The sequence below is a fragment of the Anaerolineales bacterium genome, assembly GCA_019637755.1.
Taxonomy (GTDB): Bacteria; Chloroflexota; Anaerolineae; order Anaerolineales; family UBA11579; genus JAMCZK01.
On the sequence record JAHBVC010000002.1, the window covers coordinates 539974 to 563872 of the forward strand.

General features: G+C 61.9%; 27 protein-coding genes. 5 read left to right on the forward strand and 22 right to left on the reverse strand.

The genetic code is table 11. The features are described 5' to 3' along the window. Window positions 1-264: 264 nt before the first annotated feature. From KF821_10545 to KF821_10615, 15 genes are all read right to left on the reverse strand, one after another. A complete protein-coding gene (locus KF821_10545; GenBank protein ID MBX3006249.1) occupies window positions 265-1752 on the reverse strand; it encodes an HD domain-containing protein in 1488 nt (495 codons plus the stop codon). A gap of 27 nt (window positions 1753-1779) precedes the next feature. After that, the gene (hpt, locus tag KF821_10550) at window positions 1780-2349 is read right to left on the reverse strand and encodes a hypoxanthine phosphoribosyltransferase (protein ID MBX3006250.1); all 570 of its coding nucleotides are present in this window, start codon (window positions 2347-2349) and stop codon (window positions 1780-1782) included. 2 nt (window positions 2350-2351) lie between these two features. Further along, window positions 2352-2921: a thymidine kinase gene (locus tag KF821_10555; GenBank protein MBX3006251.1), complete on the reverse strand. Its 570-nt coding sequence runs from the start codon at window positions 2919-2921 to the stop codon at window positions 2352-2354. A gap of 105 nt (window positions 2922-3026) precedes the next feature. After that, the gene (gene rpmE / locus KF821_10560) at window positions 3027-3521 is read right to left on the reverse strand and encodes a 50S ribosomal protein L31 (protein ID MBX3006252.1); all 495 of its coding nucleotides are present in this window, start codon (window positions 3519-3521) and stop codon (window positions 3027-3029) included. Between the two features lie 49 nt (window positions 3522-3570). Then, a complete protein-coding gene (gene rpmA, locus KF821_10565; protein MBX3006253.1) occupies window positions 3571-3843 on the reverse strand; it encodes a 50S ribosomal protein L27 in 273 nt (90 codons plus the stop codon). 18 nt (window positions 3844-3861) lie between these two features. Beyond that, window positions 3862-4326, reverse strand: a complete 465-nt coding sequence (gene rplU, locus KF821_10570; protein ID MBX3006254.1) for a 50S ribosomal protein L21 — start codon at window positions 4324-4326, stop codon at window positions 3862-3864. A 147-nt stretch (window positions 4327-4473) separates the two neighbouring features. Beyond that, the gene (locus KF821_10575; GenBank protein ID MBX3006255.1) at window positions 4474-5091 is read right to left on the reverse strand and encodes a CPBP family intramembrane metalloprotease; all 618 of its coding nucleotides are present in this window, start codon (window positions 5089-5091) and stop codon (window positions 4474-4476) included. 1 nt (window position 5092) lies between these two features. Beyond that, complete coding sequence (locus KF821_10580; protein ID MBX3006256.1) at window positions 5093-6520, reverse strand: glycosyltransferase family 39 protein; 1428 nt, start codon at window positions 6518-6520, stop codon at window positions 5093-5095. 27 nt (window positions 6521-6547) lie between these two features. After that, window positions 6548-6901 (reverse strand): DUF393 domain-containing protein, encoded by a 354-nt coding sequence (locus KF821_10585; GenBank protein MBX3006257.1) that lies wholly within the window; start codon window positions 6899-6901, stop codon window positions 6548-6550. Beyond that, window positions 6898-7365, reverse strand: coding sequence for a GNAT family N-acetyltransferase (locus KF821_10590; protein ID MBX3006258.1), 468 nt, complete (start codon window positions 7363-7365; stop codon window positions 6898-6900). The genes KF821_10585 and KF821_10590 overlap by 4 nt, the downstream gene beginning before the upstream one ends. Beyond that, window positions 7362-8798, reverse strand: a complete 1437-nt coding sequence (gatB, locus tag KF821_10595; GenBank protein ID MBX3006259.1) for an Asp-tRNA(Asn)/Glu-tRNA(Gln) amidotransferase subunit GatB — start codon at window positions 8796-8798, stop codon at window positions 7362-7364. Before gatB ends, KF821_10590 begins: the two co-directional genes overlap by 4 nt. Window positions 8799-8929: 131 nt before the next feature. Next, on the reverse strand, window positions 8930-9778 hold the full coding sequence (locus KF821_10600; protein ID MBX3006260.1) for a 3-hydroxybutyryl-CoA dehydrogenase: 849 nt from the start codon (window positions 9776-9778) through the stop codon (window positions 8930-8932). A gap of 59 nt (window positions 9779-9837) precedes the next feature. Beyond that, window positions 9838-10329: a DinB family protein gene (locus KF821_10605; GenBank protein MBX3006261.1), complete on the reverse strand. Its 492-nt coding sequence runs from the start codon at window positions 10327-10329 to the stop codon at window positions 9838-9840. Between the two features lies 1 nt (window position 10330). Next, a complete protein-coding gene (locus KF821_10610) occupies window positions 10331-11539 on the reverse strand; it encodes an acetyl-CoA C-acetyltransferase (protein ID MBX3006262.1) in 1209 nt (402 codons plus the stop codon). A 62-nt stretch (window positions 11540-11601) separates the two neighbouring features. Then, window positions 11602-12084, reverse strand: coding sequence for an HIT domain-containing protein (locus tag KF821_10615; GenBank protein MBX3006263.1), 483 nt, complete (start codon window positions 12082-12084; stop codon window positions 11602-11604). 229 nt (window positions 12085-12313) lie between these two features. On the opposite strand from KF821_10615, the gene xseA reads away from it, so the two are divergent. From xseA to KF821_10630, 3 genes are read left to right on the forward strand one after another with little or no spacing between them, the layout of a single operon-like run. Next, complete coding sequence (gene xseA, locus KF821_10620; GenBank protein ID MBX3006264.1) at window positions 12314-13471, forward strand: exodeoxyribonuclease VII large subunit; 1158 nt, start codon at window positions 12314-12316, stop codon at window positions 13469-13471. Continuing rightward, on the forward strand, window positions 13471-13695 hold the full coding sequence (locus KF821_10625) for an exodeoxyribonuclease VII small subunit (protein MBX3006265.1): 225 nt from the start codon (window positions 13471-13473) through the stop codon (window positions 13693-13695). Before xseA ends, KF821_10625 begins: the two co-directional genes overlap by 1 nt. Before the next feature lies 1 nt (window position 13696). Beyond that, window positions 13697-14476 carry a DUF2071 domain-containing protein gene (locus tag KF821_10630; GenBank protein ID MBX3006266.1) on the forward strand — a complete coding sequence of 260 codons (780 nt, stop codon included), beginning with the start codon at window positions 13697-13699 and terminating at the stop codon, window positions 14474-14476. Window positions 14477-14557: 81 nt separating this feature from the next. Here the strand turns inward: KF821_10630 and greA are convergent, their stop codons facing one another. The 5 genes from greA to KF821_10655 all read right to left on the reverse strand — a co-directional run bounded on the left by greA (window position 14558) and on the right by KF821_10655 (window position 18948). After that, window positions 14558-15031, reverse strand: a complete 474-nt coding sequence (gene greA / locus KF821_10635; protein ID MBX3006267.1) for a transcription elongation factor GreA — start codon at window positions 15029-15031, stop codon at window positions 14558-14560. After that, window positions 15028-16182, reverse strand: coding sequence for a deoxyguanosinetriphosphate triphosphohydrolase (locus tag KF821_10640; protein ID MBX3006268.1), 1155 nt, complete (start codon window positions 16180-16182; stop codon window positions 15028-15030). Before KF821_10640 ends, greA begins: the two co-directional genes overlap by 4 nt. A gap of 161 nt (window positions 16183-16343) precedes the next feature. After that, entirely contained in the window at window positions 16344-17147 is an 804-nt protein-coding gene (locus KF821_10645) for an isopentenyl phosphate kinase family protein (protein ID MBX3006269.1), read from the reverse strand. Beyond that, window positions 17144-18088, reverse strand: a complete 945-nt coding sequence (gene mvk, locus KF821_10650; GenBank protein ID MBX3006270.1) for a mevalonate kinase — start codon at window positions 18086-18088, stop codon at window positions 17144-17146. The genes KF821_10645 and mvk overlap by 4 nt, the downstream gene beginning before the upstream one ends. Then, entirely contained in the window at window positions 18085-18948 is an 864-nt protein-coding gene (locus KF821_10655) for a decaprenyl-phosphate phosphoribosyltransferase (GenBank protein MBX3006271.1), read from the reverse strand. The genes mvk and KF821_10655 overlap by 4 nt, the downstream gene beginning before the upstream one ends. Before the next feature lie 127 nt (window positions 18949-19075). On the opposite strand from KF821_10655, the gene KF821_10660 reads away from it, so the two are divergent. After that, a complete protein-coding gene (locus KF821_10660) occupies window positions 19076-19870 on the forward strand; it encodes a TlyA family RNA methyltransferase (protein ID MBX3006272.1) in 795 nt (264 codons plus the stop codon). Beyond that, the gene (locus KF821_10665; protein MBX3006273.1) at window positions 19863-20231 is read left to right on the forward strand and encodes an MmcQ/YjbR family DNA-binding protein; all 369 of its coding nucleotides are present in this window, start codon (window positions 19863-19865) and stop codon (window positions 20229-20231) included. The genes KF821_10660 and KF821_10665 overlap by 8 nt, the downstream gene beginning before the upstream one ends. Before the next feature lie 66 nt (window positions 20232-20297). Here KF821_10665 and KF821_10670 read toward each other — a convergent pair whose 3' ends face one another. Continuing rightward, on the reverse strand, window positions 20298-21395 hold the full coding sequence (locus KF821_10670) for a hypothetical protein (protein ID MBX3006274.1): 1098 nt from the start codon (window positions 21393-21395) through the stop codon (window positions 20298-20300). Window positions 21396-21540: 145 nt separating this feature from the next. Then, on the reverse strand, window positions 21541-23835 hold the full coding sequence (topA, locus tag KF821_10675) for a type I DNA topoisomerase (protein MBX3006275.1): 2295 nt from the start codon (window positions 23833-23835) through the stop codon (window positions 21541-21543). Window positions 23836-23899 lie beyond the last annotated feature (64 nt).

The following is a 23899-nucleotide window of genomic DNA, read 5'->3' on the forward strand; positions in this document are numbered from 1 at the left end:
AGCCCTTAACGGATCCCTCCTCGGCCTAGCGGCCTCGTTCGGGATGACAATATGCGTACCCGGCGAGCCTACGCGCGAAGCATGCTGCCACACACATCCGCTCTGCCAAAGTATCTAACACTCAAAAACAGCCTCTGACAGATCCCTCCTCGGCCTAACGGCCTCGTTCGGGATGACAAATATGCGTGCTAGGCGAGTCTACGCGCGAAGCATGCTGCGCGCCGGGCGGGCATGCATAGCAGCACACTGCTTCTCGGAATGATGTTAATTCTGGCCGGAGCGAACCTGCTGGCGAGCAAAAGCCAGCGCGGCATCCCTATCTGGCACCTTGCCCATGGCCTGGGCCTCGCGCAGCGCCTTGAGGATCTCGCCGACCTTGCGGCCGGGCTTGAGCCCCAGCTCAGTCATCAGGTCGTTACCGTTGAGCAGCGCGGGCGGTGAGACCACTTCTTCGGCCTGTTCGTAGTAGCCCGCCAACAGGGCGCGCAGGGTATCCAGCGTGGCGGTGAGCTCAGGCTCGTCCACGTGCGGGCCGCGCTTGCCGAGCAGATCGGCCAGGGCCAGCAGACACACATCCACCCCGACGGGCCCACTGGCCTCGAAGAAGCGATAGATGGCGCGGCGGCTGGGCGGCGTGCCCACCTGGGTGAGCAGAAAGGGGCGCATGTGCTGGCTAATCAGCGTGTGCAGATACTCTACTTCGCCATTGCTGAAATGCAGTGCCTGGGCGCGGGCCACGGCCAGCTCGGCGCCGCGCACTTCGTGCTCAAAGAAGCGGATGCGCCCACCCGGCTCCACGCTACGAGTGAGCGCCTTGCCGGCATCGTGCAGCAGGGCGCCCAGCAGCAGCAGCGCCCGCCGCGGGCGGCCGGGCACGGCCTCGGCGGCCAGGTGCTGGCTGATCGCGTTGCGGAAGCGCCCCAGGCGCAGCACAGTCAGCCCGCTGACCAGCTCCCCCACCCCCTCGGCGGGATAGGCATCGTCCAGCGCGCTGAACACCAGGCCGAGCTTATCGACCACTTGCAGGCTGTGCTCCCAGACATCGTAAATGTGCGGCGCGGATTGGCCCAGGCCCTTGAGGGGCCCCAACTCGGGCAGGAGTATCGACAGCGCACCGAACAGATCGAGGGCGCGCAGCGAAGTGGCGGGTTTAGGCGCCTGCAACAGGCGCAAGAGCTCATCGCGCTGGCGCTCGGCGGATACCTGGCCCAGCTGCGGCACGGCGGCGCGCAGCGCCTGGCGTGTCTGCGGCTCGATCTGTAGGCCGAAGCTGGCCGCCATGCGTACGGCACGCAGGATGCGGATTGGGTCAGTGTGGAAGGCCTGCAGGCCTGCCATGCGCAAGGATTTGGCGCGCAAGTCTGCCGCGCCGCCCAGCGGGTCATGCAGAGTGGCATCGGGCAGGCTGAGCGCCATGGCGTTGATGGTGAAATCGCGCTGAGCCAAGTCTTCGGCGAGGCTGCCGCCCTGCAGGGTGATGAAATCGAGTGCGGCGTGTTGATCCGGCAGCAGCACGCGGCCGGCATCGCGGGCCGCATCCAGCGGGTAGAAGTGGCCGCCGAGGGCATTGGCCAGTTTGCGCGCCAAGGGGATGGCCGGGCCGGGCACCACAAAATCAAGGTCGTGCACGCCGCGGTTAAGCAGCAGGTCACGCACGGCGCCGCCCACCAGGTACAGCGCGTGGCCGGCGGGCAAGGCATGGCAGACCTGCTGCACCAGCGGCGGCAGTTGGGGAGTGGGCGGCGTGCTCATGGCAGGGGCGGCAACGGGGCCGCGAGTTTACTTGGGGGGATTGTACTTTTGTGTATCGACAACGCCAATGAAGGGCAGGTTGCGATAGTACTCATCCAGATCGAGGCCGTAGCCGAAGACAAATTTGTTGGGGATGCTGAAGCCGGTGTAGTCGATGGGCACTTCGGCCTGGCGCATGGCCGGCTTATCCAGCAGGCTGCACACTTTGAGGCTGGCGGGCTTGCGGGCCTGCAGCAGGCTGAGCACCGAGGCGATGGTATTGCCACTATCCACAATGTCTTCGACCAGCAGCACATTGCGCCCGGCGATGTCCATGCTCAGATCCATGGTGATGCGCACCTGGCCACTGCTCTTGCGGGCCCCGGCCCCATAGGAGGAGACCGCCATGAAATCCATCATGTGCGGAGCGCTGATGTGGCGCACCAGATCGGTGAGGAACATCACCCCGCCGCGCAGAATGCAGATCAGCACCAGATCCTGGCCGGCATAATCGCGGCTGATCTCTGCGCCCAGCTCGGCAATGCGCGCCTGGAGCGGCGCCTCGGCAATCAAGGTTTCGGCGAGGAGTTCCTGATACGGCGGCGGGAGTTGTGGCATGGCTAGTTGGGCACCTGGTGGTGAGCACGGCAACGCGCCTCGTAGAGCTGAGAGGCGCCGACGATCACGATGGGGTCATTGTAATTGGCGGGCTGGCCGTTGACCAGGCGCTGGGTGCGGCTGGCATCGCCACCGCACACCATACAGATGGCGTGCAGCTTATCGACGCGCTCAGCCAGGGCGGTGAGGGCGGGCATGCTGCCGAAGGGTTCGCCGCGGAAATCGGTATCCAACCCGGCGACGATGACGCGCACACCGTTATCGGCCATGTACTTGGTGATGGCGATGATCTCCTCATCGAGGAACTGGGCTTCGTCGATGCCCACCACGGTGGTCTCCGCTTTAAGCTGGGCGCGAATATCGGCCGCGGTGTGGATCGGCACGGCGTCAAATTCATTGCCGGCGTGCGAAACCACTTTGGCTTCGGCATAGCGATCATCGATGGCGGGCTTGAAGACCTGGATGTGCTGCTGGGCGATACTGGCACGGCGCAGACGGCGAATCAGCTCATCCGATTTGCCGCAGAACATTGAGCCAGTAATGACTTCCAACAGGCCAGTTTTGTTTTCCATGCTCACCTCAAGCGCGAATAGGGGTAGTGTACTAGAAAGCCGCGCGGCCGGCTGGCGAATCAAAAAGCGCTCCCGGTTGGGGAGCGCTTTTTAAGCTTGCGGTGATTACTCGGCGGCTTCCGCTTCGGCTTCAGCCTCGGCTTCGCTGCCTTCGGGCAGGCTGAAGCCAGCACGCTTCAGCGCCTTCTTGGTGTCGGCCAGGCCCTTGCGGCCTACGCCGTCGAGGGCCAGCAGGGCTTCATCGCCACCGGCCAGCTTCTCGATGAATTGGCCGGCGTTGACGATGCCAGCGGCCTTGTAGGCCTCGAGGGTCTTCTTGGTGAGCTCGAAGTCCGCCAACGGGCGCTCAGGCGACGTCTTGGCGGCCTGGGCGGCATCACGGGTCTTCTTGTACTCCGTGCGCACTTCCAAACGCTTGTAGAAGCGATCGACCTGACCTTCGGTATCGACGATGCGCTGCTCACCGGTGTAGAACGGATGGCAGTTGGAGCAGATATCGACACGAATCTCGGCCTTGGTGGAGCCGGTGTTCCAGCTATTGCCGCAGGCGCAAACGACCTTGGCCTCTGGGTAGTATGTGGGGTGGATCTCAGCCTTCATGTGTTTCCTTTCAACGCTCTAACGGCAAGCGCTTCAATTGCTATTGGCCTTACTTGGCTTCCCCGTTGGCGGGCATCACGCTGACGCGCTTGCGGCCCGTGGCGGAGATGGTTTCGAAAACCACCTGGCCGTCAATGGTGGCGAAAATGGTGTGATCCTTGCCCAAGCCGACATTCTGGCCCGGGTGGATCTTGGTGCCGCGCTGGCGCACGAGGATGTTGCCAGCGCTGACTTGCTCGCCACCAAACTTCTTCACGCCTAAGCGCTGCGCATGACTGTCACGACCGTTGCGGCTGGAACCGCCGCCTTTTTTATGTGCCATTGGTCTCTACTCCGAAGGTTATTTCTTCTTGGCGGTCTTTTTAGCCGCAGTTTTCTTGGGGGCCGCGCTCTTGGCCGCCGTGCTCTTAGCCGCCGGCTTGCGGGTGCGCTTGGTTTCGGCCTTGGGGGCCTCTTCCTTGGCGGGCTTGCTGCGCGTCTCGCCAGCGATCAGGATGCTATCGATCATCAGGCGGGTGAGCTTCTGGCGGTGGCCAGTGCGCACGCGGTAGCGGATCTTGGGCTTGTACTTGAAGACCACGATCTTGGGACCTTGGGTGTCATCCACCACGGTGGCGGTCACCTTGGCGCCGGCCACGGTGGGCGTGCCCACCAGAATGTTGTCACCGTCTGAGATCAGCAGCACCTGGCCAATTTCGATCTGCTTACCGGTTTCCTCGGTTACCAGATCGACCTCAATCGTTTCACCTTCGACAGCCTTGTACTGCTTGCCGCCGCTCTCAATAATTGCGTAACGCATGAACAACTTCTCCAAGGTAAATTTTCAAAACTAAGCCCCAGCAAGTAAGTCTGCCGGGGCAGAAACCGTGCAAAACCGCGCACGGGTGGCCCTACCAGTAGAGCGGCGGATATTATACGAGGACAACGGGGGAACTGTCAACGCCCGAATCCGCTAGCGCAGGCTGGCGGCCGCAACAATGGTAAAGGTAGAGACAAACCAGTGGATCAGAAAGGGGTAGACGAAGGAGCGCGTGCGCCAGGCAACCAGCCCAAATAATACCCCACCAAAAAGGGTCGAATAGGTCTCCAGCGCCGGCTTGCTGATATGCGCCAGGGCGAAGGGCACCGCCGCCAGCCACAGGGCATTGGCGCCAAAATAACGCGCATAGCCGAAGAGGAGGAAGCCGCGAAAAAAGAACTCCCAGCCGATGAGATCCAGGAAGGTATACAGCGCGGCAGCCGGGCCACTTTGGTGGGCGTAATAGGCCACCATCGCCGGATCGTTGCGGCCGACATACCAGAGGATCGGGGCGCCGATGAGCACCACCAGGCCGGTGAGCGCCAGGCCCGCCTTCCAATCGCCCCACTGGAAGCCGTACTCCCCCACTGGGCGGCGGAAGGCGAACACAATAATGCCCAGCGGAATGATGAGATAGAGCGCCACCCGGTCAATCACTTTGACGGGCGTCAGCCGCTGGTAGTAATCGATCATCAGCAGCAACGTGCTGACGATGGTGAGTGCCACCACCTCACGATCAAACTTTACGTTGAAATCGAAGAGTTTTTTCATGTCAGTATGAGAACCCCGCGCGGTTGCCTTCTGGCCCAAATAGTTGTTGCAGCTTGTCTGCGTCGCGGTGCAGCTCCAAACCCCAATTCAACCACAACAGGCCGACGAGCAGCGCGGCGGCGAGCATCCGCGGCAGACTGCGGCGCGCGCCAGCCCACAGCTCAGCGCGCTGCGACCAGGCATAGCCGGCGTAGACAGCCAATACTGGCAGGATGGCGAGGTGGAAGCGGTCCTCCGCCATGAGCAGCACATGCGGCAAGATGTAGCCAGTTAATAGAAGCAAGGCCAATATGCGCTGCCGCGTCCAGCGCACAAAAGGCAGCGCCGCGGCGGCCAGCGTGGTGATGATGGGAAACGGCAGGGTGAAAGCCAGGAACACGCCCACCAAAGGAAGCGAGGGGATGTTGCCAAAGAAGTTGTTGGTGTAGAAGTAGCTGATGGCACGCCGCTCCAGGCCAAAGAAGTAGCCAAGCTTGCGCACCATGAGATAGGGCACACGGCCAGGGTCATCTTCAATGTATTGCATCGCCATTTGCGTGCCGAGTGTGTTGCGCTCGCCATCATCCAAATAGGGCAGCAGTTCTACCGAGATGCCGTATTGGAAGGTGCCGGTACCCTCAGGGTGATAGCCCATGTGTAGGTTGTAGCCCATGGAGTTCTCGACGAAAGTGAACTGACCTTCCAGCAGGGTGTTGCGAATGGTCCACGGCAGCACCAGCGCAAACACCGCCAGGCCATACAGCGCCGCGGCGCGGAAATTGCGCAGGCCAAACCAGATCCAGAGCCCGGCCAGGCCGGCAAAAGCAAAGATGACGGAACGGGTCAGCGTGGCGGCGCCGAGAATGACGCCAGCCAGCAGCCAATCACGCGCCCTGCCCTTCTCGGCGGCACGCAGCAAGGCCAGCAGGCCGCCGAGAACCAGCGGGAAGAAAAGATTCTCGGTGGCGAGCGCGAGCGGGTAAATAAGCAGCATGGGGTACACGGCGAGTGCGATGCCGGCAAAGCGAGCGGCGCGCTCGTGCTCGGGGAACAGACGGCGTGCCAGGGCATACGCCATGGGCGCCAGCAGCGCGCCCAGGGCGGCGTTGGCCAGGCGGGCGGCCAGCAGGCGGCTTTCCAGCCCGCTAATTGTGTATACGCCGGCCAGCAGGAAGGGATAGGCCGGGGCACGGAACGAAGTCTCCAGGCCGCGCGGGTCGTACTGCGGCGCAATGAAATCGATATCTATGTAGCTGCGAATGAGGTCAAGATCAGGCTGAGCGTACCAGCGGTAGCCTTCGCCGGCGGCCAGGCTGCGGCCGAGCATGTCGTACTGGAACATGTCGTCCAGGCCGATCGGCAGGTTGATGGCGGCAATGACCGGAATCAGGCGCAGGACAAAGGCGAGCAGGAATAGGCCGAGGGGCGAAAAGAGTTTGGGGAGGCGCATAGTAGGTTCAATCGATTAATTGATTAATCAATTAATCGATCTGCCAATTTTATGCCGATTATGGGCCACAAAGTTGTAGATGGGATCGCGCAAGAAGGTGGGCACGATACGCAACACGCCGAGCAGCGGCCAGGGGGAGCGCAGGTAGCGCAGCAAATGCAGCGCCGCCGCCGAGCGCAGGTAGACGCGCTCACCGTCCTGCACGACAACACTGTCGTAATCCTGCAGTGGCAGGCCTGCGGCGGCCAGCACACGCTGGCCGCGCGGCGACTGCAGCGAGGCGTACTCCAGTGCATCCGGCCGTTGACAGGCCTGCAAGAAGGCAACGCTGCGGTTGCACAGCGCACAGTAGCCATCGTAAAGCACCAGTGGCCTGCTCATTGTGCATCCCGGCGCATAATCAGCAACTGTTCTTCTGCTGCGCGCATAGCCAAGACTACCCCAGCCAGCTTGCTGATGCGGCGAAAGTAGGTGCTCATTTCGTCTGCGCGGATACGACTGAATCCAAACTTCTCATAGAAGACACCCAGGCGCGCCTGACACATCAGGTACAGTGTGCCGGGATGCTGGGCGAGGATGGCTTCTACCAGCGCTCGCGCCACGCCCCGTGATTGCCACTGGGGTGCGACCGCCAGGGAAGCCAGCTCGCGGCTGCCATCGCGGTGCGGCTTGATTTGTACGCAGCCGATGAGTTCGCCCGCCGCATCCAGAGCGACCAAAAAACGTTCCCAAGCGAGTCCGGTGGGATTTATGCCCGACGAACGGACAAGGGCTTGGATGGCAGCCGAATGTGTGTGCTCGGCAGGCTGAATACGAAACTCGCCCTGCACAGCACTGTGGGTCATGCGCGCAGCAGTTCGCTAAGGATGCGGGCGGCCGCCTTGGGGTCCGCCTTGCCCTTGGTGCGCTGCATCAGCTGACCTACAAACCAACCCATGAGCGCGTCTTTGCCGCCTCGGAAAGCGGCCACGTTGTCCGGGTTGGCGGCAATGATGTCTTCGGCAATCTTGCGCAGCTCGCCTTCATCGCTGACCTGGGCCAGGCCTTCGGCCTGGACGATGTCCGCCGGCGCATGGCCGCTGGCCTGTACCTTGAGCAGCAGACTCTTGCCAGTGGGGGTATTCACCGCGCCCGAGTCCATCAGCTTGAGCACCTCGGCAAAGTAGTGCGGCGTCAACTTAAGCTGGGCAGCGGTTTCGCCACTCTCGTTGAGCATGGCGAGCACATCATTCATCAGCCAGTTGGAGACACGTTTGATGTCACCGCCGTAGGCCGCGGCGGCGGCCTCGAAGTAATCGGAGAGGGCACGCTCGCCGCTGAGGATATCGGCATCGTATTCGGGCAGGCCGAGCTCAGCGATGAAGCGCTGGCGGCGCGCCAGGGGCAGCTCCGGCAGGGCGCCAATGATCTCGGCGCGCTTGGCGTCATCCAGCACCAGCGGCAATAGGTCGGGCTCGCGGAAGTAGCGGTAATCCGCCTCGGTTTCCTTGGAGCGCATCTTGCTCAGCGTGCCACTGTTTTCATCCCAACCCAGCGTCCACGGTTGGATGCTACCGCCCGCTTCCACCTCGCGGATTTGGCGTTCAATCTCAACTTCGATGGCCGAGCGCAGCGAGTCGATGGAGTTGACATTCTTGATTTCCGTCTTGGTGTTGAGTACATCGCTGCCCACCGGGCGGATGGAGACGTTGGCATCTGCACGCAGATGGCCCTTCTCCATGTCTGCCTCGGAAATGCCCAGCCAGCGCAGCAGTTGGCGCAGGCGGATGAGGTATTGGGCGGCCTCTTCAGCCGAGCGCAGGTCTGGCCCGGTGACCATCTCGACCAGTGGCACGCCGCAGCGATTGAAATCGATGAGGCGGGCGCCATCGGCGCGGTTCACGGTCTTGCCAGCGTCTTCCTCAAGGTGCAGCTTATGGATGCCGATGCGGCGCGTGCCTTCGGCAGTCGGCAAGTCCATATACCCGCCATTGGCCAGCGGCATATCGTATTGCGAGATCTGATAGCCCTTGGGCAGGTCTGGGTAGAAGTAGTTCTTGCGGTCAAAGTGCGAGATGGGCTGCAGCTCGGCACCCATGGCGGCCGCCAGCGTGGCGGCCTTGCGCACGGCGCCTTCGTTTAGCACAGGCAGCACGCCGGGCAGGCCGCTGCACACCGGGCAGATGTTGGTGTTGGGGTCAGCGCCCCACGAGTCGGCACTGCAGGAGCAAAAAATCTTGCTCTCGGTGTTGAGCTGGATGTGGGTCTCGAGACCGATGACTACTTCGTATTGGGTCATAGAGGAATTTTATCAGGGGAGAGACCCTCACCCGCTTGCGTGGGCTTCGCCCACGCAACGCGCCCTCTCCCATGAGGGAGAGGGCTGAATATTTTGCCAAGATTGTTCTGCGAATAACCTGGGTGTGAGTGTTACTTGTACTCGTAGAAGCCTTTGCCGCTCTTGCGGCCGAGGTAACCCGCGTCCACCATGCGGCGCAGCAGCGGGGCTGGGCGGTACTTGCTGTCACCCAGATCGCGCTGCAGCACTTCCATCACGTAGAGGACGACATCCAGACCGATAAGGTCAGCCAGGGTCAGCGGGCCCATGGGGTGCGCCATGCCCAGCTTCATGACCGTATCAATGCCCTCGGCATCCGAGACGCCTTCCTCGAGGGCGAAGATGGCTTCGTTGATCATGGGGCACAGCACGCGGTTGGAGACGAAGCCGGGCGAGTCATTGACTACGACGGGGGTCTTGCCCATCTGCGCCCCGACTTCGAGCGCCAGCTCCACGCTGGCATCGCTGGTGCCCAAGCCGCGCACGATTTCGATGAGCGACATGAGCGGCACAGGGTTGAAAAAATGCATACCCACCACTTTGTCTGGCCGCTTGGTAGCGGCAGCCAGCTTGGTGAGGCTAATAGACGATGTATTGGAAGCCAACACCGTTTCGGGCCGGGCGATGGCATCCAAATCTTGAAAGAGCTTGAATTTGATTTCAGGATTCTCGGTGGCGGCCTCGATGACCAAGTCTGTCTCGGCGACGCCCTTGATATCCGTCACAGGCACAATGTCCAGCGCGGCCTGCTTCTGCTCGGCGGTGATGCGGCCCTTCTCCGCCAGCTTCTCAACCGATTTAGCGATGGTGCTCATGCCGCGCTGCACGTACTCCTCGGCCACATCCATCATGGTGACCTGGTAGCCGGAGACTGCGGCAGTTTGGGCAATGCCATTGCCCATAGTACCCGCGCCGATGACGAAAATCTTCTTGATTGCCATTAAGACTCCTCAGTATCTACAGACCAATCGACTAATCAACCAGTCGCCTGGTCGATTAGTCAATTAGTCTGTTGCTCTTGCCAGACGCGGTAGTTCTCAGTGATTTGCTGAGCATGGGCGCGCGGGTGGTTGGAATAGATGCGCAGCCACTTTTCAAAGGTATACGGCTCGTCGTATTCGGGGTGGACTACGGTATTGTTCCAGACCTCATCGGGCAGGTTCTTGATGAAGTCATAGGTGACCTTACGCACCAGGCGAGTCAGCGCCAGCGCATCTTCAATATTCTCGGAGTGGTAATCCAGCTTGACGGCCCACAGATCCTGGTCGTAGGCCATCAGCGGCAGGCCGGGTTCGGCCACCAGGCGGCGGGCACGCAGGAAGCTGTTGGTCTCGCTATCCAACAGATGGATGATGTTCTCGTGCACGCTCCACGCATCGGGCGCGGGCTTGAACAGCCAGGCTTCTTTGGGGATAGCGTTCAGTGCGGCTTCGAACTCGTCGAAAGCGCTGGCGTATTTCTCAATTAGGGCTTGACGCTCGGCTTTCTCCATCTTAGTCCTCCAACTCAATCGCCATTGCCACAGCCTCGCCACCGCCGAGGCACAGCGAAGCGATGCCGCGCTTCAGGCCGCGGTCCTTCAGGGCGTAAATGAGCGTAGCCAGGAGGCGAGCGCCGCTGGCGCCCAGCGGGTGGCCAAGCGCAATCGCGCCGCCATTCACATTGACCTTGCTCCAGTCCCAGCCTTTATCGGCCAGGGCGTAGCCATCGGCCAATACTTGGGCAGCGTAAGCTTCGTTGAGCTCGATGAGGTCAACATCAGCCAGGGTCCAGCCAATCTTCTCCAGCAGCCGCGGAATGGCGTGCGCCGGAGCGATGAAGATGCTCTTGGGGTCTACGGCGGCCTGGGCGTAGCCCACCACGCGCGCCAGCGGCTTGACGCCCAGTTCCTCGGCGCGGGCACGGCTAGCAATCACGGTGGCGGCGGCGCCGTCGTTGAGGCCGGGGGCGTTGCCGGCGGTCACCTTACCGCCCTCCTGGAAGGCGGGCGGCAGCTTGTGCAGCACCTCCAGCGAGGTGTCACGGCGCGGCGACTCGTCCGTGTCTACAACGGTGACGCCTTTTTTGGTCTTGATCTCAACGGGAACAATTTCGTTCTTGAACTTGCCGCTTTCAATGGCGGCCACGGCTTTCTGGTGGCTGCCGAGGGCGTATTCATCCATCGCCTCACGGGTAACTTCATATTCATCGGCGATGAACTCGGCCGCGTCGCCCATAATCCAATCTTCGAAGGGGTCCCACAAGCCATCGAACTGCAGCGCATCGGTGAGTTGAGTGCTGCCATAGCGCAGCGTGCCGCCGCGCCCGTCCACAAGGAAGGGCGCCTTGCTCATGCTCTCCATGCCACCGGCGACGAACAAATCACCGTCACCCGCCTTGATGGCCTGGCTGGCGATCATCACAGCTTTGAGGCCGGAGCCGCACACCTTGTTGACGGTGGTGGCGCCGACTTCGGGGCTGATGCCGGCAAAGATGCTGGCCTGGCGGGCGGGTGCCTGACCCAAGCCAGCCGAGACCACGTTGCCCATGATGACTTCATCGATCTTGGTGCTGCCATCCAACCCGGCGCGCTCCAGCGCCGCCTTCACGGCGATGGCGCCGAGCTGCGGCGCGCTGAGGGTGCTGTAGGCGCTGAGGAACTTGCCAATGGGCGTGCGCACCGCGCTGAGAATAACGGGCTGATTGTGCTTATCTTGGGTCATAACCATCCTGTGTGGGGTTGGCGGAACTGCCAGAGTGAAAAGTGTACCTCAGGCCTTGGGGCTTACTTCCAGGCGGCGCGCAGGCGCTGCCAGGTTTCTTCGAGCGTTTCGGGCAGTACGCGGGTCTGGCCCACGGTGGCGGTGAAGTTGGTATCGCCGGCCCAGCGCGGCACGATGTGCAGATGCAAGTGCTCAGCAATGCCGGCGCCGGCGGCGGAGCCAAGGTTGGCACCCAGGTTGAAGCCCTGCGGAGCATAGACCGCCTCGAGCAGCGCCACGGCCTGCGTCTGCAACTCCATCATCTCGGCGCGCACTGCTGGGGTCAGCGCATCCAAGCGGGCGACATGCGCCAGCGGCAAGACCATCAGGTGGCCGCTAGTGTAGGGGTAGCGGTTGAGCATCACGAAGGCATCGGCGCCGCGGTGCAAGACCAGGGTCTCGGCGCTATCCGCTTGGGTCAGGACCTGGCAGAAGACACAGCCATCATTCATGGTTTTATCCCTTTGGATATAGGGTTTACGCCACGGGGAGAAGAGGCGCTGCATGAGTGAATTGTACTTTGAGGACGGGGTGTCATTCCGAGCGCAATAGCCGAAGGCTAAGAATCCTTTAGGGTAAAAGCCATCGACTCTATTGCATTGCCATATCGGATTCCTCCTCGCGGCTGCGCCGCTCGTTCGGAATGACAAGATGATCTACCCTGGCAGAGGCTGCAGCCTTGACAGACAGCCGTAAAAACTTGACGCGCCCGCGTGCGGCAAGTATCCTGCTCGCATGCAACAGATGGACCTGTTCACCCCTGAACCCAAAGCCATCACGGTGACTGAGCTCACCCGCGGTTTGCGCCGGGCGATTGAGTCTGTGGATGTGTTCCAGAACCTGTGGGTGCAGGGCGAAGTGTCCAACTTCTCGCGCCCGCAATCTGGCCATTGGTATTTCACCTTGAAAGACCGCGATGCCGCCCTGCCCTGCGTGATGTGGCGCAGCACCGCCGAGCTGCAAGCACAGATCCCTAAAAACGGCGACCAGATCGAAGTGCACGGTGGCCTGAGCATCTACGAAGCGCAGGGGCGCTACCAGCTGTATGTAGATGAGATTCGTTCGGCCGGCGAAGGCTCGCTGTACCAGAAATTCATTGAGCTCAAGAACCGGCTGAAGGCGGAAGGCCTGTTTGAACGCAACCGCAGCCTGCCCGCCTGGCCGCAGCGCATCGGCATCGTCACTTCGGCCACCGGGGCGGCGCTGCAAGACGTGCTGCACACGCTGGAGCGCCGCTACCCGCTGGCCGAGGTGGTGTTGGCGCCCACGCAGGTGCAAGGCCCCTCGGCAGCCGCCCTGGTGGCCGAGGCGCTGGGCCTGCTGGACCAGTTTGCCCAACCCGAGTTGATCCTGCTGGTGCGCGGCGGCGGTTCGCTGGAAGACCTGGACGCGTTCAACAGTGAGATCGTGGCACGCGCCATCGTGCGCACGCGTGCCGTTGTGGTGAGCGGTGTGGGGCATGAGACTGATGTCACCATTGCCGATTTTGCCGCGGATCTGCGTGCCCCCACCCCCACCGCGGCTGCCGAGCTAGCCACGCCAGATTTGCAAGAGTTACAAGCGCGGTTGGCCGCCCTGCACAGCCGGCTACAACGCCAAACGCCCATCGCCAAGATCAACAGAGCCCGCCAGCAACTGGATGAGCTCAGCTTGCGCAGCGGCCGCGCCCTGGCGCAACGCACGCGCTGGCTGCGCGCCACGCTGCAAGGCCACACGGCGCGGCTGCAGGCGTTGAGCCCGCTGGCGGTGCTGGAGCGCGGCTACGCCGTGGTGCGCACGGCGGAGGGCAGGCTGGTGCGCCAAGCGAGCCAGGTGCAGCCCGGTGCAGCGCTGGATGTGCGCGTACAGCGCGGCCGCATCCATGTTGAAGTCAAGGAAACGAAGGAAGACTAATGGCCAAGCCCAAAGAGATCAGCAGCCTGAGCTATGACCAGGCTTTAGAAGAACTCGAAACTATCGTGCAACAACTGGAAGCCGAAGTGGGCGATCTGGACGCGGCGCTGGCATTGTATGAACGCGGCCAGGCGCTCAGCCAGCATTGCAGCACGCTGCTGGAACAAGCCGAGCTGCGTGTGCAGCAACTGGGCAGCGATGGCCAGCTCACCGCGCTTGAGTGAAATGCAAGCCCTGCGCCTCGCAGAGGTAGCGCGGCCCAAGCCGCAGCCGCGCGGCATTGACGTGGTCAGCACCCTGCTGCACTTTGCCATCATCACTTATGCCGTGCCGCCAGAGCGTTTGCGCCCGCTAGTGCATGAGCGCTTTGAGTTGCTCACCGTCCCAGTACAAGGTGAAGAACGCGCACTGATTTCGGTTGTCCCGTTTCAGGAACTTGACTTCCGGCTGGCCGCCTACCCTTCCCCACAGTTTCGCTTCGGGCAGATCAATTACCGCGTGTATGTCACTGACCGCACAACCGGTGAGCCTTGCGTGTGGTTCTTGGGCAGCCTGCTCGATTCGGTAACTGTAGTGATTCCCCGTTACTTATGGAATCTGCCCTGGCATCATGGGCGCATGCACTTTGACTGCACACTAGGCACCGATGGCCGCTACAGCCACTACGCCATCGAGACGCGCTCAGCCTGGGGCGGCGCTGCGCTGGAGCTGAGACAAACCTTCGGTTTGTCTCAGCAGCATGCTGGCTTCCCCGATGAGGAGACGGCGCTGGTGTATCTCACCCATCCGCTACGCGGCTACTACACGCGCCGCGATGGCAAGCTGGGCAGCTACAGCATCTGGCACGATCGGCTAAACATGCAGCCTGGCGAAGTGGTAGACGCGCGCTTTGAGGCGCTGGAGCGCCTGGGCGTGGCCAGTTTCGAGGAGCAACGCAGGCCGTATAGCATACTGGTGCAGCCCGAAACCGAGTTCACGATCTATCTACCGCCGGGACTGGCCTAAGCCGCTGACCCCGCCGCCATTTGAATCCAAAGAGCCAGCTATACGCTGGCTCTTTTGGGTTTACCGATAGCGAGCCGCGCTCTATTCCACGCTGACCACTTCAAAGACCAGCACACCGGCCGGCGTCTGCGCTTCTACCTTCTCGCCGGCTTTGTGGCCGAGCAGCGCCTTGCCAATCGGCGACTCGTTGGAGATCTTGCCGTTGCGCGGGTCGGCCTCTTGGGCGCCCACCAGGAAGTACTTCACGGGCTCGCGGCCTTTTTCTTTCAAGGTCACCGTGGAACCGATGCCGATCACGCCATCCGGCGTGCCCTTGTCGCTGATTACGACCGCGTTGCCCAGAATGGTGTTGATCTCCTGGATGCGGCCTTCCAAAAAGGCCTGGTCCTCTTTGGCCTTGGAGTAATCCGCATTCTCAGACAGGTCGCCCTGCTGGATGGCGGTGCGCAGCCGTTGCGCTAGCTCGGTGCGGCGCGGGCCGCTCAGCTCCTCCAGTTCGGCCTTCAGTTTCTGAATGCCTTCTTCGGTTAGGTAAAACTCGTGGGGGGAGCTCATGGCAAGCTGGTGGTTCCTTTCAACCGGTTGTTTTCTTGCTCGGCAAAACGGTCGGTCATGCCAGCGATGTAATCACACACGGCGCGTTCGAGGCCGCGGCTGGGAATGGCGGCCTGGAAATCCGGCGGCAGCATCTCAGGCTTGGCTACGTAGGCGCGATAGATGGTGATGAGCGCATTGCGGGCATGTTCAGCCATACCGCGCACACGTGGGTGGTTATACAAGTTCTTGAACAAAAAGCTCTTGAGCTCCTTGTTCATCGGCAGCATCGTGGTGCTGTAGCCAATGACGTTGTGATCCAACTGCTGAAGATCCAGCACGCTTTGGGCCCCCGCCGCCTCAATGCGCGCATTGGTGGCCTCAAGCACATCACTGATGAGGATGCCGACCAGGCGGCGCACAATCTGATGGCGCATGAGTTCACTCATCTCGCCCTTGCCATCCCAGCCCACGCTTTCGATCACCAGCTTCCACAGCGCTAGATCGCTGAACATCTCGTGATGGATCATGCCGGAGCGCAGGCCGTCATCCAGGTCGTGCGTGGTGTAGGCCAGCTCATCGGCCACATTGGCGATCTGCGCTTCCAGGTTGCCGCGCAGCTCCGGGTTGAAGTCGGTCGCATCGGAGACGTCATACTCGGTCTCGTGCTTAACGATGCCCTCGCGCACTTCCCAAGTGAGATTGAGACCGGGCCAGTTGGGGAAGCGGCGCTCCAACTTGGTGACGATGCGGAAGGACTGCTTGTTATGGTCGTAGCCGCCGTGATCCTTGAGCAACTCGTTGAGCGTAGCTTCGCCGGAGTGGCCGAAGGCGGCGTGGCCGAGGTCATGCGCCAGGCAGATGGCCTCGATGAGGTCTTCGTTGGCGCCCAGGGCGCGCGCGATGGTGCGGCCTACCTGGGCCACTTCCAGCGTGTGCGTCAGGCGCGTGCGGAAGTAGTCACCCTCAAAGTTGTTGAAGACTTGCGTCTTGTACTCCAGGCGGCGGAAGGCCGTAGTGTGGATGATGCGATCACGGTCGCGCTGAAAGGTAGTGCGGTACTCCGGCTCGTTGTCGGGGTACTCGCGGCCCTTGGTGTCGCGGCTGCGCATGCCATAGGGAGCCAGCGTTTGGTCTTCGAACTGTTCAAGCAGTTGGCGAGTAATAATCATCTTATGAAAAGTCTAGTTGATGGCTATGGGACTGTCAATCGGGGTTAATCAGGAAAGAGTGAGCAGGGAGCAGTCAATCAGGGAGCAGTCAATCGGTGAAGCAGTCCGTGATGGTCAGTTCGCTAAGCACTGATTGCCGATCACTACTCACTGCTCACTTGTTATTCATCACTGGCTATTAGCGTTCCCAACTGCTCTCCTAGTAGGGCGGCCTGAATATTGCCGTCTTCAATACCAGAGAAGATGCTGATTTGGCACGCCGGCATCGCCTGCACGATGCCCAGCATGCTCTCCACTTTGCTGGCCATGCCGCCGGTTACATCGGTGGCGGCGGAGGCGCCGGGCAGCGCGTTCATGTTGGCGTAGCTGGCAGGCGTAATGCGCGGCACCACTGTGCCATCGGGATAACGGTCGTATACGCCAGCATCGTTGCCGGCCAGCAGAATTCGGGCAGGCTGCAGCTCGGCGGCCAGGTGCACGAACAAATCTTCGGTGGAGAGGATCGTGCCGCCTAGCTGGGTGTCGAAGATCACATCGCCATACACCACGGGGATGATGCCCGCCGCCAGCGCGGCGCGGATGGGCTGCAGGTTCCAGCTCTGCACGCCGCCGCCCGCCGCCAGCACGCTGCTGACGGGCGCAAAAGAGATGGCAGGCTGGTCAGCTACGGCTTGCAACGCGCCCATGATGGCTTGGTTGAGCGCGCTGGCATAGCGCCACACTTCTACAAAGCCCAGCCATTGCTCGGGCGAATTAACGCCCTGGCGCGTGCCATGCTTTTTGGCGGGCACGTGCCCAAAGGAGCCCGAGCCATGCCCCAGCACGATGCGCAGCCCGGAGTTGGCTTGGCGCGCCGCGGCAATCTCTTGCACGATGCGGCGCACCACATCCGGACGCAACGTGGCCTCGGTGTGCTTGTCTGTGATCAGCGAGCCGCCCAGCTTCAGGAAGACCAGCTCGCTCATGCCACCACCGTGTGCAGCGTGGCGCTGGCCCCCGCGGTCTGCAGGGCTTCCTGCAGTGGCGCCGGGTCGCCGGCGGCCAGCGCGATCAAGTTGCCGCCGCGCCCGCCGCCGGAGAGTTTGGCGCCCAGGGCGCCTGCGGCGCGTGCCGCGGCCACCAGAGCGTCCAACTCTGGCGAGGACACGTTGAGCTGTTGTAGTAAGCCGTGGTTTTGGTTCATCAGCTCGCCCAGCGTGGCCAGCTCGCCCTGTTGCAGTGCGGCACGGGCGGCATTGGTGATGGCGCCAATCTCGGCGAACAAGGCTTCGTAGCGCTCCGGCTCAGCCTGCCATGCGCTGCGCACATCGCCCACAGTTATTTTGGTGGGGCTGGGGATGCCCGTGTCGGCGATGACGAGATTCAGCGGCGCGCCCAGCGTAAAGGTCTGCAGTGGCTGCCCTTTGATGAAGTACACCGGCTGGTTGTACGTAATCACGGTATTGTCGATGCCCGAAGGTGTGCCGTGATGGATTTTTTCCACTTCGAACGCCACGGCACTGACCTGCTCATCGGCCAGCGGGTGGCCGAGGAAGCCGGAGAGGGCGCGGGCAATCGCCACGCTCACCGCCGCGCCGGAGCCGAGCCCGGCCGCCACCGGGATGGTGGAGCTGACCTTGATGGTCACTGCTAACGGGCGCTGCACGCCCATCGCCTGCAGGGTGAAGTGCACCGCGGCGGCCAGTGGGTGTTGCGGATCTAGCTCGTCCAGGTCAGCTTCCAGGCCTACTTCAGGCGCCTGGATACGAATGCGGCCGCTGGGCGCATTGAATAGCGGGCGCACCAGGGCACGCGCCGCCACCTGCTGCACGGGCACGGCGATGGCCGGCTGGCCGTACACCGCGGCGTGCTCGCCAAACAGAATCACTTTGCCGGGGGCCGCCCCGGTGCCGGCGGGCATGCTCATGCGAGGTAGAAAATTAGCAAGACGGTCAGCGCCCACAGCACCAAGTCAATTTGCAGAGGGCGGTCAGAGAACAGAATATCCTCCGGCGCTTCACCGGAATGTTTGACCTGCACCAGATACAGATAACGAAAGAAGCCGTAGAGCACAAAGGGAATGGTCAGCATCATGCTGTGATTATCGGGCAGGTTAGGGGCGGAGAAGGTGTACAGGCTGTAGGTCAGAATGGCCAGGCTGAGCACGATGAGCAGTAGTTGGTCGAGAAATTCCTCGGTGTAGCCCGCCAACACTTTACGCGTGTGCGCGCCGCCTTTGGCCTTGATTTCGGCGCGGCGTTTGCCGATGCCGAGGAACAGGGCAAAGAAGGTGGTGAATACATACAGCCAGGGCGAGAAACGCACCACATCGATCAGCGTGACGCCCGCGCCGACACGGATGACATAAAACAGCGCCAGCACGATGACGTCAATGATGGCGATGTGCTTGAGCCAGGCCGAGTACACGAAATTGAGCGCAAGATAGATCACGCACAGGATGCCAAACGCTGGCGAGAGCCAGAAGGCGCCCACCAGGGCCACCAGTATGCAGGCCGCTGCCGCGCTCACCGCCAGCCACATGGGCAGCGCCCCGGAGGCCAGCGGGCGGTGCTTCTTCTGAGGGTGGCGGCGATCGGCCTCCACATCCACAATGTCGTTGATGAGGTAGACGCTGCTGCTCAACAAGCAGAAGAACGCAAAGCCCAACACCGTCTGCTGCAGTGGGCCGAGCCGGGTGAGTTGGCGGTCAAACACCAGCCCGGCAAACAGCAACACATTCTTGGCCCATTGTTTTGGGCGCATGTTTTTGAGCAGAGCAAGCAGCATGGGGCGAATCATAGCATTTAAAGTATGAGTGATTAGTGATCGGTGAACAGTAATCTGTAAGGTGATTGATAACTAATCACTCACCCCCGCTCACTGATCGCTCGTTTTTCTGCTATAGAATCTCACTATGCCTAAACAACGCGCCGACTTGCTTCTGGTGCAGCGCGGCCTGGCCGAAACCCGCAGCCAGGCGCAGCGCCTGCTGATGGCCGGCCAGGTGCGCGTCAACGGCCAGCTGGTCGATAAGGCCGGAGCGCTGCTGCCGGAAGACGCCGCCATGGAGCTGGCGGCGCGGCCGCCTTTCGTTTCGCGCGGCGGCGAGAAGCTGCAGGCCGCTCTGGATGGCTTCGCTATCTCGGTGGAAGGCTGGGTGGCGGCCGATGTGGGCTCTTCAACCGGCGGCTTCACCGATTGCCTGCTGCAACGCGGCGCAGCCAAGGTGTACGCCATTGACGTGGGCAAAGGCCAGTTGCACTGGCAGTTGCGTCAGGATGGGCGTGTAGTGGTGATGGAAGAAACCAATGCCCGCAATGTAGCCGCCCTGCCAGAGCTAGTGGATGGCGTGGTAGTGGACGCTTCGTTCATCTCGCTCAAGACGCTGCTACCCGTATTTCAAAGTTGGCTGAAGCCAGGCGGCCAGGTAGTGGCGCTGATCAAACCGCAATTCGAGGCGGGCAAAAAAGAGGTCGCACGCGGCAAAGGCGTCATCCGTGATGCTAGCGTGCACCGCCGCGTGCTCGAAGATACGCTGGCCTTCGTCAGCCAGCGCGGCCTGGCGCTGCGCGGGCTGCTGCGCTCGCCCGTGCTCGGCCCCAAGGGAAATGTGGAGTTCCTGCTCTGGGCACAGCAGGGCGCGGCAGCCGTGACGCCGGACCTGGACGCGGTGCTGGCGGCGCCAGAGCCGGAGGGCGAAGATGGCTAAGCTACAGAGCCATGCGGGTGTACTGGCCTATTTTTTGAAGAAGCCCGGCGCCGGCGACAGCTATCCCTTTGGCCCGGGCGCCCGCGTGCTCAAAGTGGGCGGCAAGATGTTCGCCCTTATCGGCGAGGGCGAAGCGCAGCTCACCCTGAATCTCAAATGTGACCCTGAAGATGCGCTGGCGCAGCGCGCTGCCTACCCGCAGTGGGTGCGGCCGGGCTATCACATGAACAAAAAGCACTGGAATACGGTGGTGGTCGGCGAAGGTTTGCCTGATGCTGTGCTGCGCGAAATGATCGACCAGTCGTACCTGCTGGTGGTCGCCAGCCTGCCCAAAGCCGTGCGTGCCACACTGGAAAGCTAACACAGCTGCTAAGGCGCAAAAGAAAAGACCAGCCAAACGGCTGGTCTTTTGTTGCTTGCATTCAGGTTAGCTCTTGGCCCACACGGCCAACTCCAGCGTCACGCGCTCAAAGAAGCTGTCTTCGGGCAAGGCACCCTCACCGTATTGCATATCCACCACGCGCGCCACCATCTGTAGAGTGGCGGTCTCGAGCACCATCTCGACGCCGGGGCTGCACAACGCCGGCTCGCCCTTGGCGGAGAGACGGCCACGGGCCGCATCATCGCGGAAGACGTGGCTGCTCATCAGCACTTTCGTCACGGTCTGGATATCGTTCTTGTCAAACAGCCAGATCTCGAAGGCCGTGACACGCTTGGGCGTGCCTACCCCGATGGTATCGGCAATGCCCACGCCGCACTCGCCCATGAATTCGCCGGCAGGCGAATCAATGCTGAACGAGTCATCGAACAGGTCATCGCCCATCAAATAGGTGGTCATCCACTGCGAGAGCGGCAAGGCATCATTGCTGATGGCGCCGGGAGCCGCGCTGGGTTGCACCTTGCCACGCGGCCCTAGCGGCGACGCGGCGAGCGCGCCACTTTGGCGCTTCTTCAGTAAGGTAACCGCTAGCAAAACCGCGCCCAAAGCGAGCGTAATGCCACACATTGTGGTGAACCAGTTGCCCGCTGTTAGTTGCGGCTTATCGGCGCCGGCAGCCGGGGTTGACTGGCTAGCTGGCCCGGTCTCGGCATTGGGCGTTTGTGCGCCCTGGGCGGGATTGGTGCCCAGCAGCAATTGGAAATGAGCGATGGTATTGACGTCCTGGCTGCCGGGTGCAGCGGCCACGGCGGCCATGATGCCATCCACGGCGGCGCCCAGCGCCTCAAGGCGCTGGCGCGCTACGGTCTCATCCGGGGTGAGGGTGTAGGAGTCGATGGCAGCACGCAGGTAGCTTTGCTGGTAATCGGCGCGCATCTGTGCCGGATTGCCATCGATGAATTCCACCGGGTACAGCCACCAGCCGATGACCAGCCAGCCGAACAGCAACCCGGCAATAGCGCTAGCAATTGCTAGGGTACGTGGCTGGCGCAGGCTGGCGAGCAGCGCAGTGGGATCGAACGCAAAGCCGCGGCGGCGGGCGGCGGGCGGTGCGACGGGGTCAGGAGTTTGTGGGTCGTAGTCCATTTGGATTGGATTTTAGAGGAGCAGCAGGGAATGTGCAACTAACTCCAGCCTGTCATTGCGAGCGCAGCGAAGCAATCTGGCTTGGAGATTGCTTCGGGGCTGAAAGTTGCATGAATGCAACTTTCAGCGTCCTCGCAATGACAAACTAGGCAGCTTCGCCGGCGGGCTCGTCTTCCTTTTGTACATCGTCCAGCGGGAACTGCGTTTCGCAGTCGATGCACTGGGCGAAGTTCTTGTTGGCGATGACCAGCGTGCCGCCGCAACTGGGGCACGGTGTGGGCAGCGGGCGCTTCCACGAGGTGAATTCACACTCAGGGTAGTTGGCGCAACCATAGAAGATGCGGCCCTTGCGCGTACGGCGCTCGACGATATCGCCGCCGTCTTTGGGGCAGGTGACGCCAATCTTCTCGAGGCAGGGCTCGGTGTGGCGGCAGTCTGGGAAGCGCTCGCAGCCGATGAACTTGCCATAGCGCCCCCAACGGATGATAAGCTGGCCCTGGTTGCAGGTGGGGCACTCGCGGCCGATGTACTCGGGGCCAGCTTTGGACTCGGGCATCTCCAGCTTGGCCTTCTCCACTTCTTCAGCAAAGGGGCCATAGAAGTCACTGAGCACTTTGACCCAGTTGGCATCACCAGAGGCGATCTTATCCAGATTGGCTTCCATCTCTGCCGTGAAGTTGAAATCGACGATGTCTGGGAAATGCTCCGTGATAAGGTCGTTCACGAGCAGCCCCGTCTCGGTGGGGATGAAGCGCTTATCTTCACGCACCACATAGCCGCGCTGCTGCAAGGTGTTGAGCGTAGGCGCATAGGTGGACGGGCGGCCGATGCCGTATTCTTCCAGCGCTTTGACCAGCGAGGCATCGCTGAAGCGCGGCGGCGGCTGGGTGAAGTGCTGGGCGGGCAACAGCTCCAAGAGCTTTTGCGTTTGACCCTCGGCCAGGTCCGGCGGGATGGGTGAATCATCTTCACCCTCGGCTTTGACGGTTTCGTCTTTGGCTTCCTCGTACACAGCCAGGTAGCCGGGGAATTGCAAGATGGAGCCAGAGGCGCGCAGCAGGTACTCGTTGCTGCCCTGGCCAATTACACGCACCGAGATAGTGTCGTAGACCGCGGGCACCATCTGCGAGGCGAGGAAGCGCTGCCAGATGAGCTGGTACAGGCGGTACTGGTCTCGGCTGAGGTTGTCTTTGATCTGCGCCGGCGTGCGCATAGCTGAGGTTGGGCGCACCGCCTCATGCGCTTCCTGTGCGCCTTTGGCGCGGGTCTTGTATTCAGGCGCCTGCTCCGGCAGGTAGCTGGCGCCGTGCACGCTGGTGACGTACTCACGCGCCTCTTGCTGCGCCAGCGGCGAGACATAAGTGGAGTCCGTACGCATATAGGTGATAAGACCGGTGGTCTCACCCTCACCCAGGTCAATGCCTTCATATAACTGCTGGGCAATAGCCATGGTGCGCTTGGCGGTGTAGCCGAGCTTGCGCGAGGCTTCTTGCTGCAGCGTGCTGGTGGTGAACGGTGCGGGCGCCTTGCGGCGGCGCTGGCCGCGCTTGATCTCACGGATGCTGTAGGCGGCGGTTTGCATATCCGCCAGCAGCGGATCAACTTTGTCTTTGGAGCCCAGCTCCGGCTCGGCACCGTTGACCTCGGCCAGCTTGGCCACGAAGGTGTTTTTGCTGCCTTCAGGTTGCAACTGCGCCTCGATGGACCAGTACTCGACGGGCACGAAGGCATCGATCTCACGCTCGCGCTCCACAATCAGGCGCAGCGCTACGGACTGTACGCGGCCGGCCGAGAGGCGGTTGCGTACCTTGGTCCACAAGATGGGGCTGAGGTTGTAGCCTACCAGACGGTCAAGCACGCGGCGGGTCTGTTGCGCGTCGACCAGATCCATATTGAGCTCACGCGGCTGGCCAAAAGCTTCTTCGATGGCGGGCTTGGTGATCTCATGGAAGACGACACGCTTGGCGCGCGCCGGATCGATCTCGGCGGCCTCGAGCAGATGCCAGGCAATTGCCTCGCCTTCGCGATCAGGGTCGGTAGCGAGGAAGATCTCTTCGGCCTTGGCGGCCTCGGCCTTGAGGCCCTTGACCACCTTACGCTTCTCGTTAGGAATGCGGTACTTGGGCGCGAAGCTGTTGTCTACGTCCACCGAGAGCTGCGAACGCAGCAGGTCACGCACATGGCCCACTGAGGCTTCGACACGGTAGCCGTTACCGAGGTAGCGGCCTACGGTGCGCGCCTTGGCGGGCGACTCGACGATGACCAGGCGACCTTTGCGCTTGGCGTCCTGGCGCTCTTGCTTGGTCGGCTTGACCGGGGCGGCAATGCCCTCATGCGCCGGGGTGCGCCCCATGCGGAACAAGGTGGTGCCGCACACACCGCAGGTGCCACGCGTACCCGGCGCCCCGCTGGCCGTGTATTCCGGCTTGGGGTCAACCATTTCACGCTTGGTCTTGCACTTTACGCAATACGCTTCCAAACAAACACCTCTAAAGTTTTAATCA

What these genes read in the sequence shown, in the direction of transcription:
- KF821_10545 (MBX3006249.1), bottom strand. Translation starts at nt 1,752, where the DNA reads ATGAGCACGCCGCCCACTCCCCAACTGCCGCCGCTGGTGCAGCAGGTC.
- hpt (MBX3006250.1), bottom strand. Translation starts at nt 2,349, where the DNA reads ATGCCACAACTCCCGCCGCCGTATCAGGAACTCCTCGCCGAAACCTTG.
- KF821_10555 (MBX3006251.1), bottom strand. Translation starts at nt 2,921, where the DNA reads ATGGAAAACAAAACTGGCCTGTTGGAAGTCATTACTGGCTCAATGTTC.
- rpmE (MBX3006252.1), bottom strand. Translation starts at nt 3,521, where the DNA reads ATGAAGGCTGAGATCCACCCCACATACTACCCAGAGGCCAAGGTCGTT.
- rpmA (MBX3006253.1), bottom strand. Translation starts at nt 3,843, where the DNA reads ATGGCACATAAAAAAGGCGGCGGTTCCAGCCGCAACGGTCGTGACAGT.
- KF821_10575 (MBX3006255.1), bottom strand. Translation starts at nt 5,091, where the DNA reads ATGAAAAAACTCTTCGATTTCAACGTAAAGTTTGATCGTGAGGTGGTG.
- KF821_10580 (MBX3006256.1), bottom strand. Translation starts at nt 6,520, where the DNA reads ATGCGCCTCCCCAAACTCTTTTCGCCCCTCGGCCTATTCCTGCTCGCC.
- KF821_10585 (MBX3006257.1), bottom strand. Translation starts at nt 6,901, where the DNA reads ATGAGCAGGCCACTGGTGCTTTACGATGGCTACTGTGCGCTGTGCAAC.
- KF821_10590 (MBX3006258.1), bottom strand. Translation starts at nt 7,365, where the DNA reads ATGACCCACAGTGCTGTGCAGGGCGAGTTTCGTATTCAGCCTGCCGAG.
- gatB (MBX3006259.1), bottom strand. Translation starts at nt 8,798, where the DNA reads ATGACCCAATACGAAGTAGTCATCGGTCTCGAGACCCACATCCAGCTC.
- KF821_10600 (MBX3006260.1), bottom strand. Translation starts at nt 9,778, where the DNA reads ATGGCAATCAAGAAGATTTTCGTCATCGGCGCGGGTACTATGGGCAAT.
- KF821_10605 (MBX3006261.1), bottom strand. Translation starts at nt 10,329, where the DNA reads ATGGAGAAAGCCGAGCGTCAAGCCCTAATTGAGAAATACGCCAGCGCT.
- KF821_10610 (MBX3006262.1), bottom strand. Translation starts at nt 11,539, where the DNA reads ATGACCCAAGATAAGCACAATCAGCCCGTTATTCTCAGCGCGGTGCGC.
- KF821_10615 (MBX3006263.1), bottom strand. Translation starts at nt 12,084, where the DNA reads ATGCAGCGCCTCTTCTCCCCGTGGCGTAAACCCTATATCCAAAGGGAT.
- xseA (MBX3006264.1), top strand. Translation starts at nt 12,314, where the DNA reads ATGCAACAGATGGACCTGTTCACCCCTGAACCCAAAGCCATCACGGTG.
- KF821_10625 (MBX3006265.1), top strand. Translation starts at nt 13,471, where the DNA reads ATGGCCAAGCCCAAAGAGATCAGCAGCCTGAGCTATGACCAGGCTTTA.
- KF821_10630 (MBX3006266.1), top strand. Translation starts at nt 13,697, where the DNA reads ATGCAAGCCCTGCGCCTCGCAGAGGTAGCGCGGCCCAAGCCGCAGCCG.
- greA (MBX3006267.1), bottom strand. Translation starts at nt 15,031, where the DNA reads ATGAGCTCCCCCCACGAGTTTTACCTAACCGAAGAAGGCATTCAGAAA.
- KF821_10640 (MBX3006268.1), bottom strand. Translation starts at nt 16,182, where the DNA reads ATGATTATTACTCGCCAACTGCTTGAACAGTTCGAAGACCAAACGCTG.
- KF821_10645 (MBX3006269.1), bottom strand. Translation starts at nt 17,147, where the DNA reads ATGAGCGAGCTGGTCTTCCTGAAGCTGGGCGGCTCGCTGATCACAGAC.
- mvk (MBX3006270.1), bottom strand. Translation starts at nt 18,088, where the DNA reads ATGAGCATGCCCGCCGGCACCGGGGCGGCCCCCGGCAAAGTGATTCTG.
- KF821_10655 (MBX3006271.1), bottom strand. Translation starts at nt 18,948, where the DNA reads ATGCTGCTTGCTCTGCTCAAAAACATGCGCCCAAAACAATGGGCCAAG.
- KF821_10660 (MBX3006272.1), top strand. Translation starts at nt 19,076, where the DNA reads ATGCCTAAACAACGCGCCGACTTGCTTCTGGTGCAGCGCGGCCTGGCC.
- KF821_10665 (MBX3006273.1), top strand. Translation starts at nt 19,863, where the DNA reads ATGGCTAAGCTACAGAGCCATGCGGGTGTACTGGCCTATTTTTTGAAG.
- KF821_10670 (MBX3006274.1), bottom strand. Translation starts at nt 21,395, where the DNA reads ATGGACTACGACCCACAAACTCCTGACCCCGTCGCACCGCCCGCCGCC.
- topA (MBX3006275.1), bottom strand. Translation starts at nt 23,835, where the DNA reads ATGGTTGACCCCAAGCCGGAATACACGGCCAGCGGGGCGCCGGGTACG.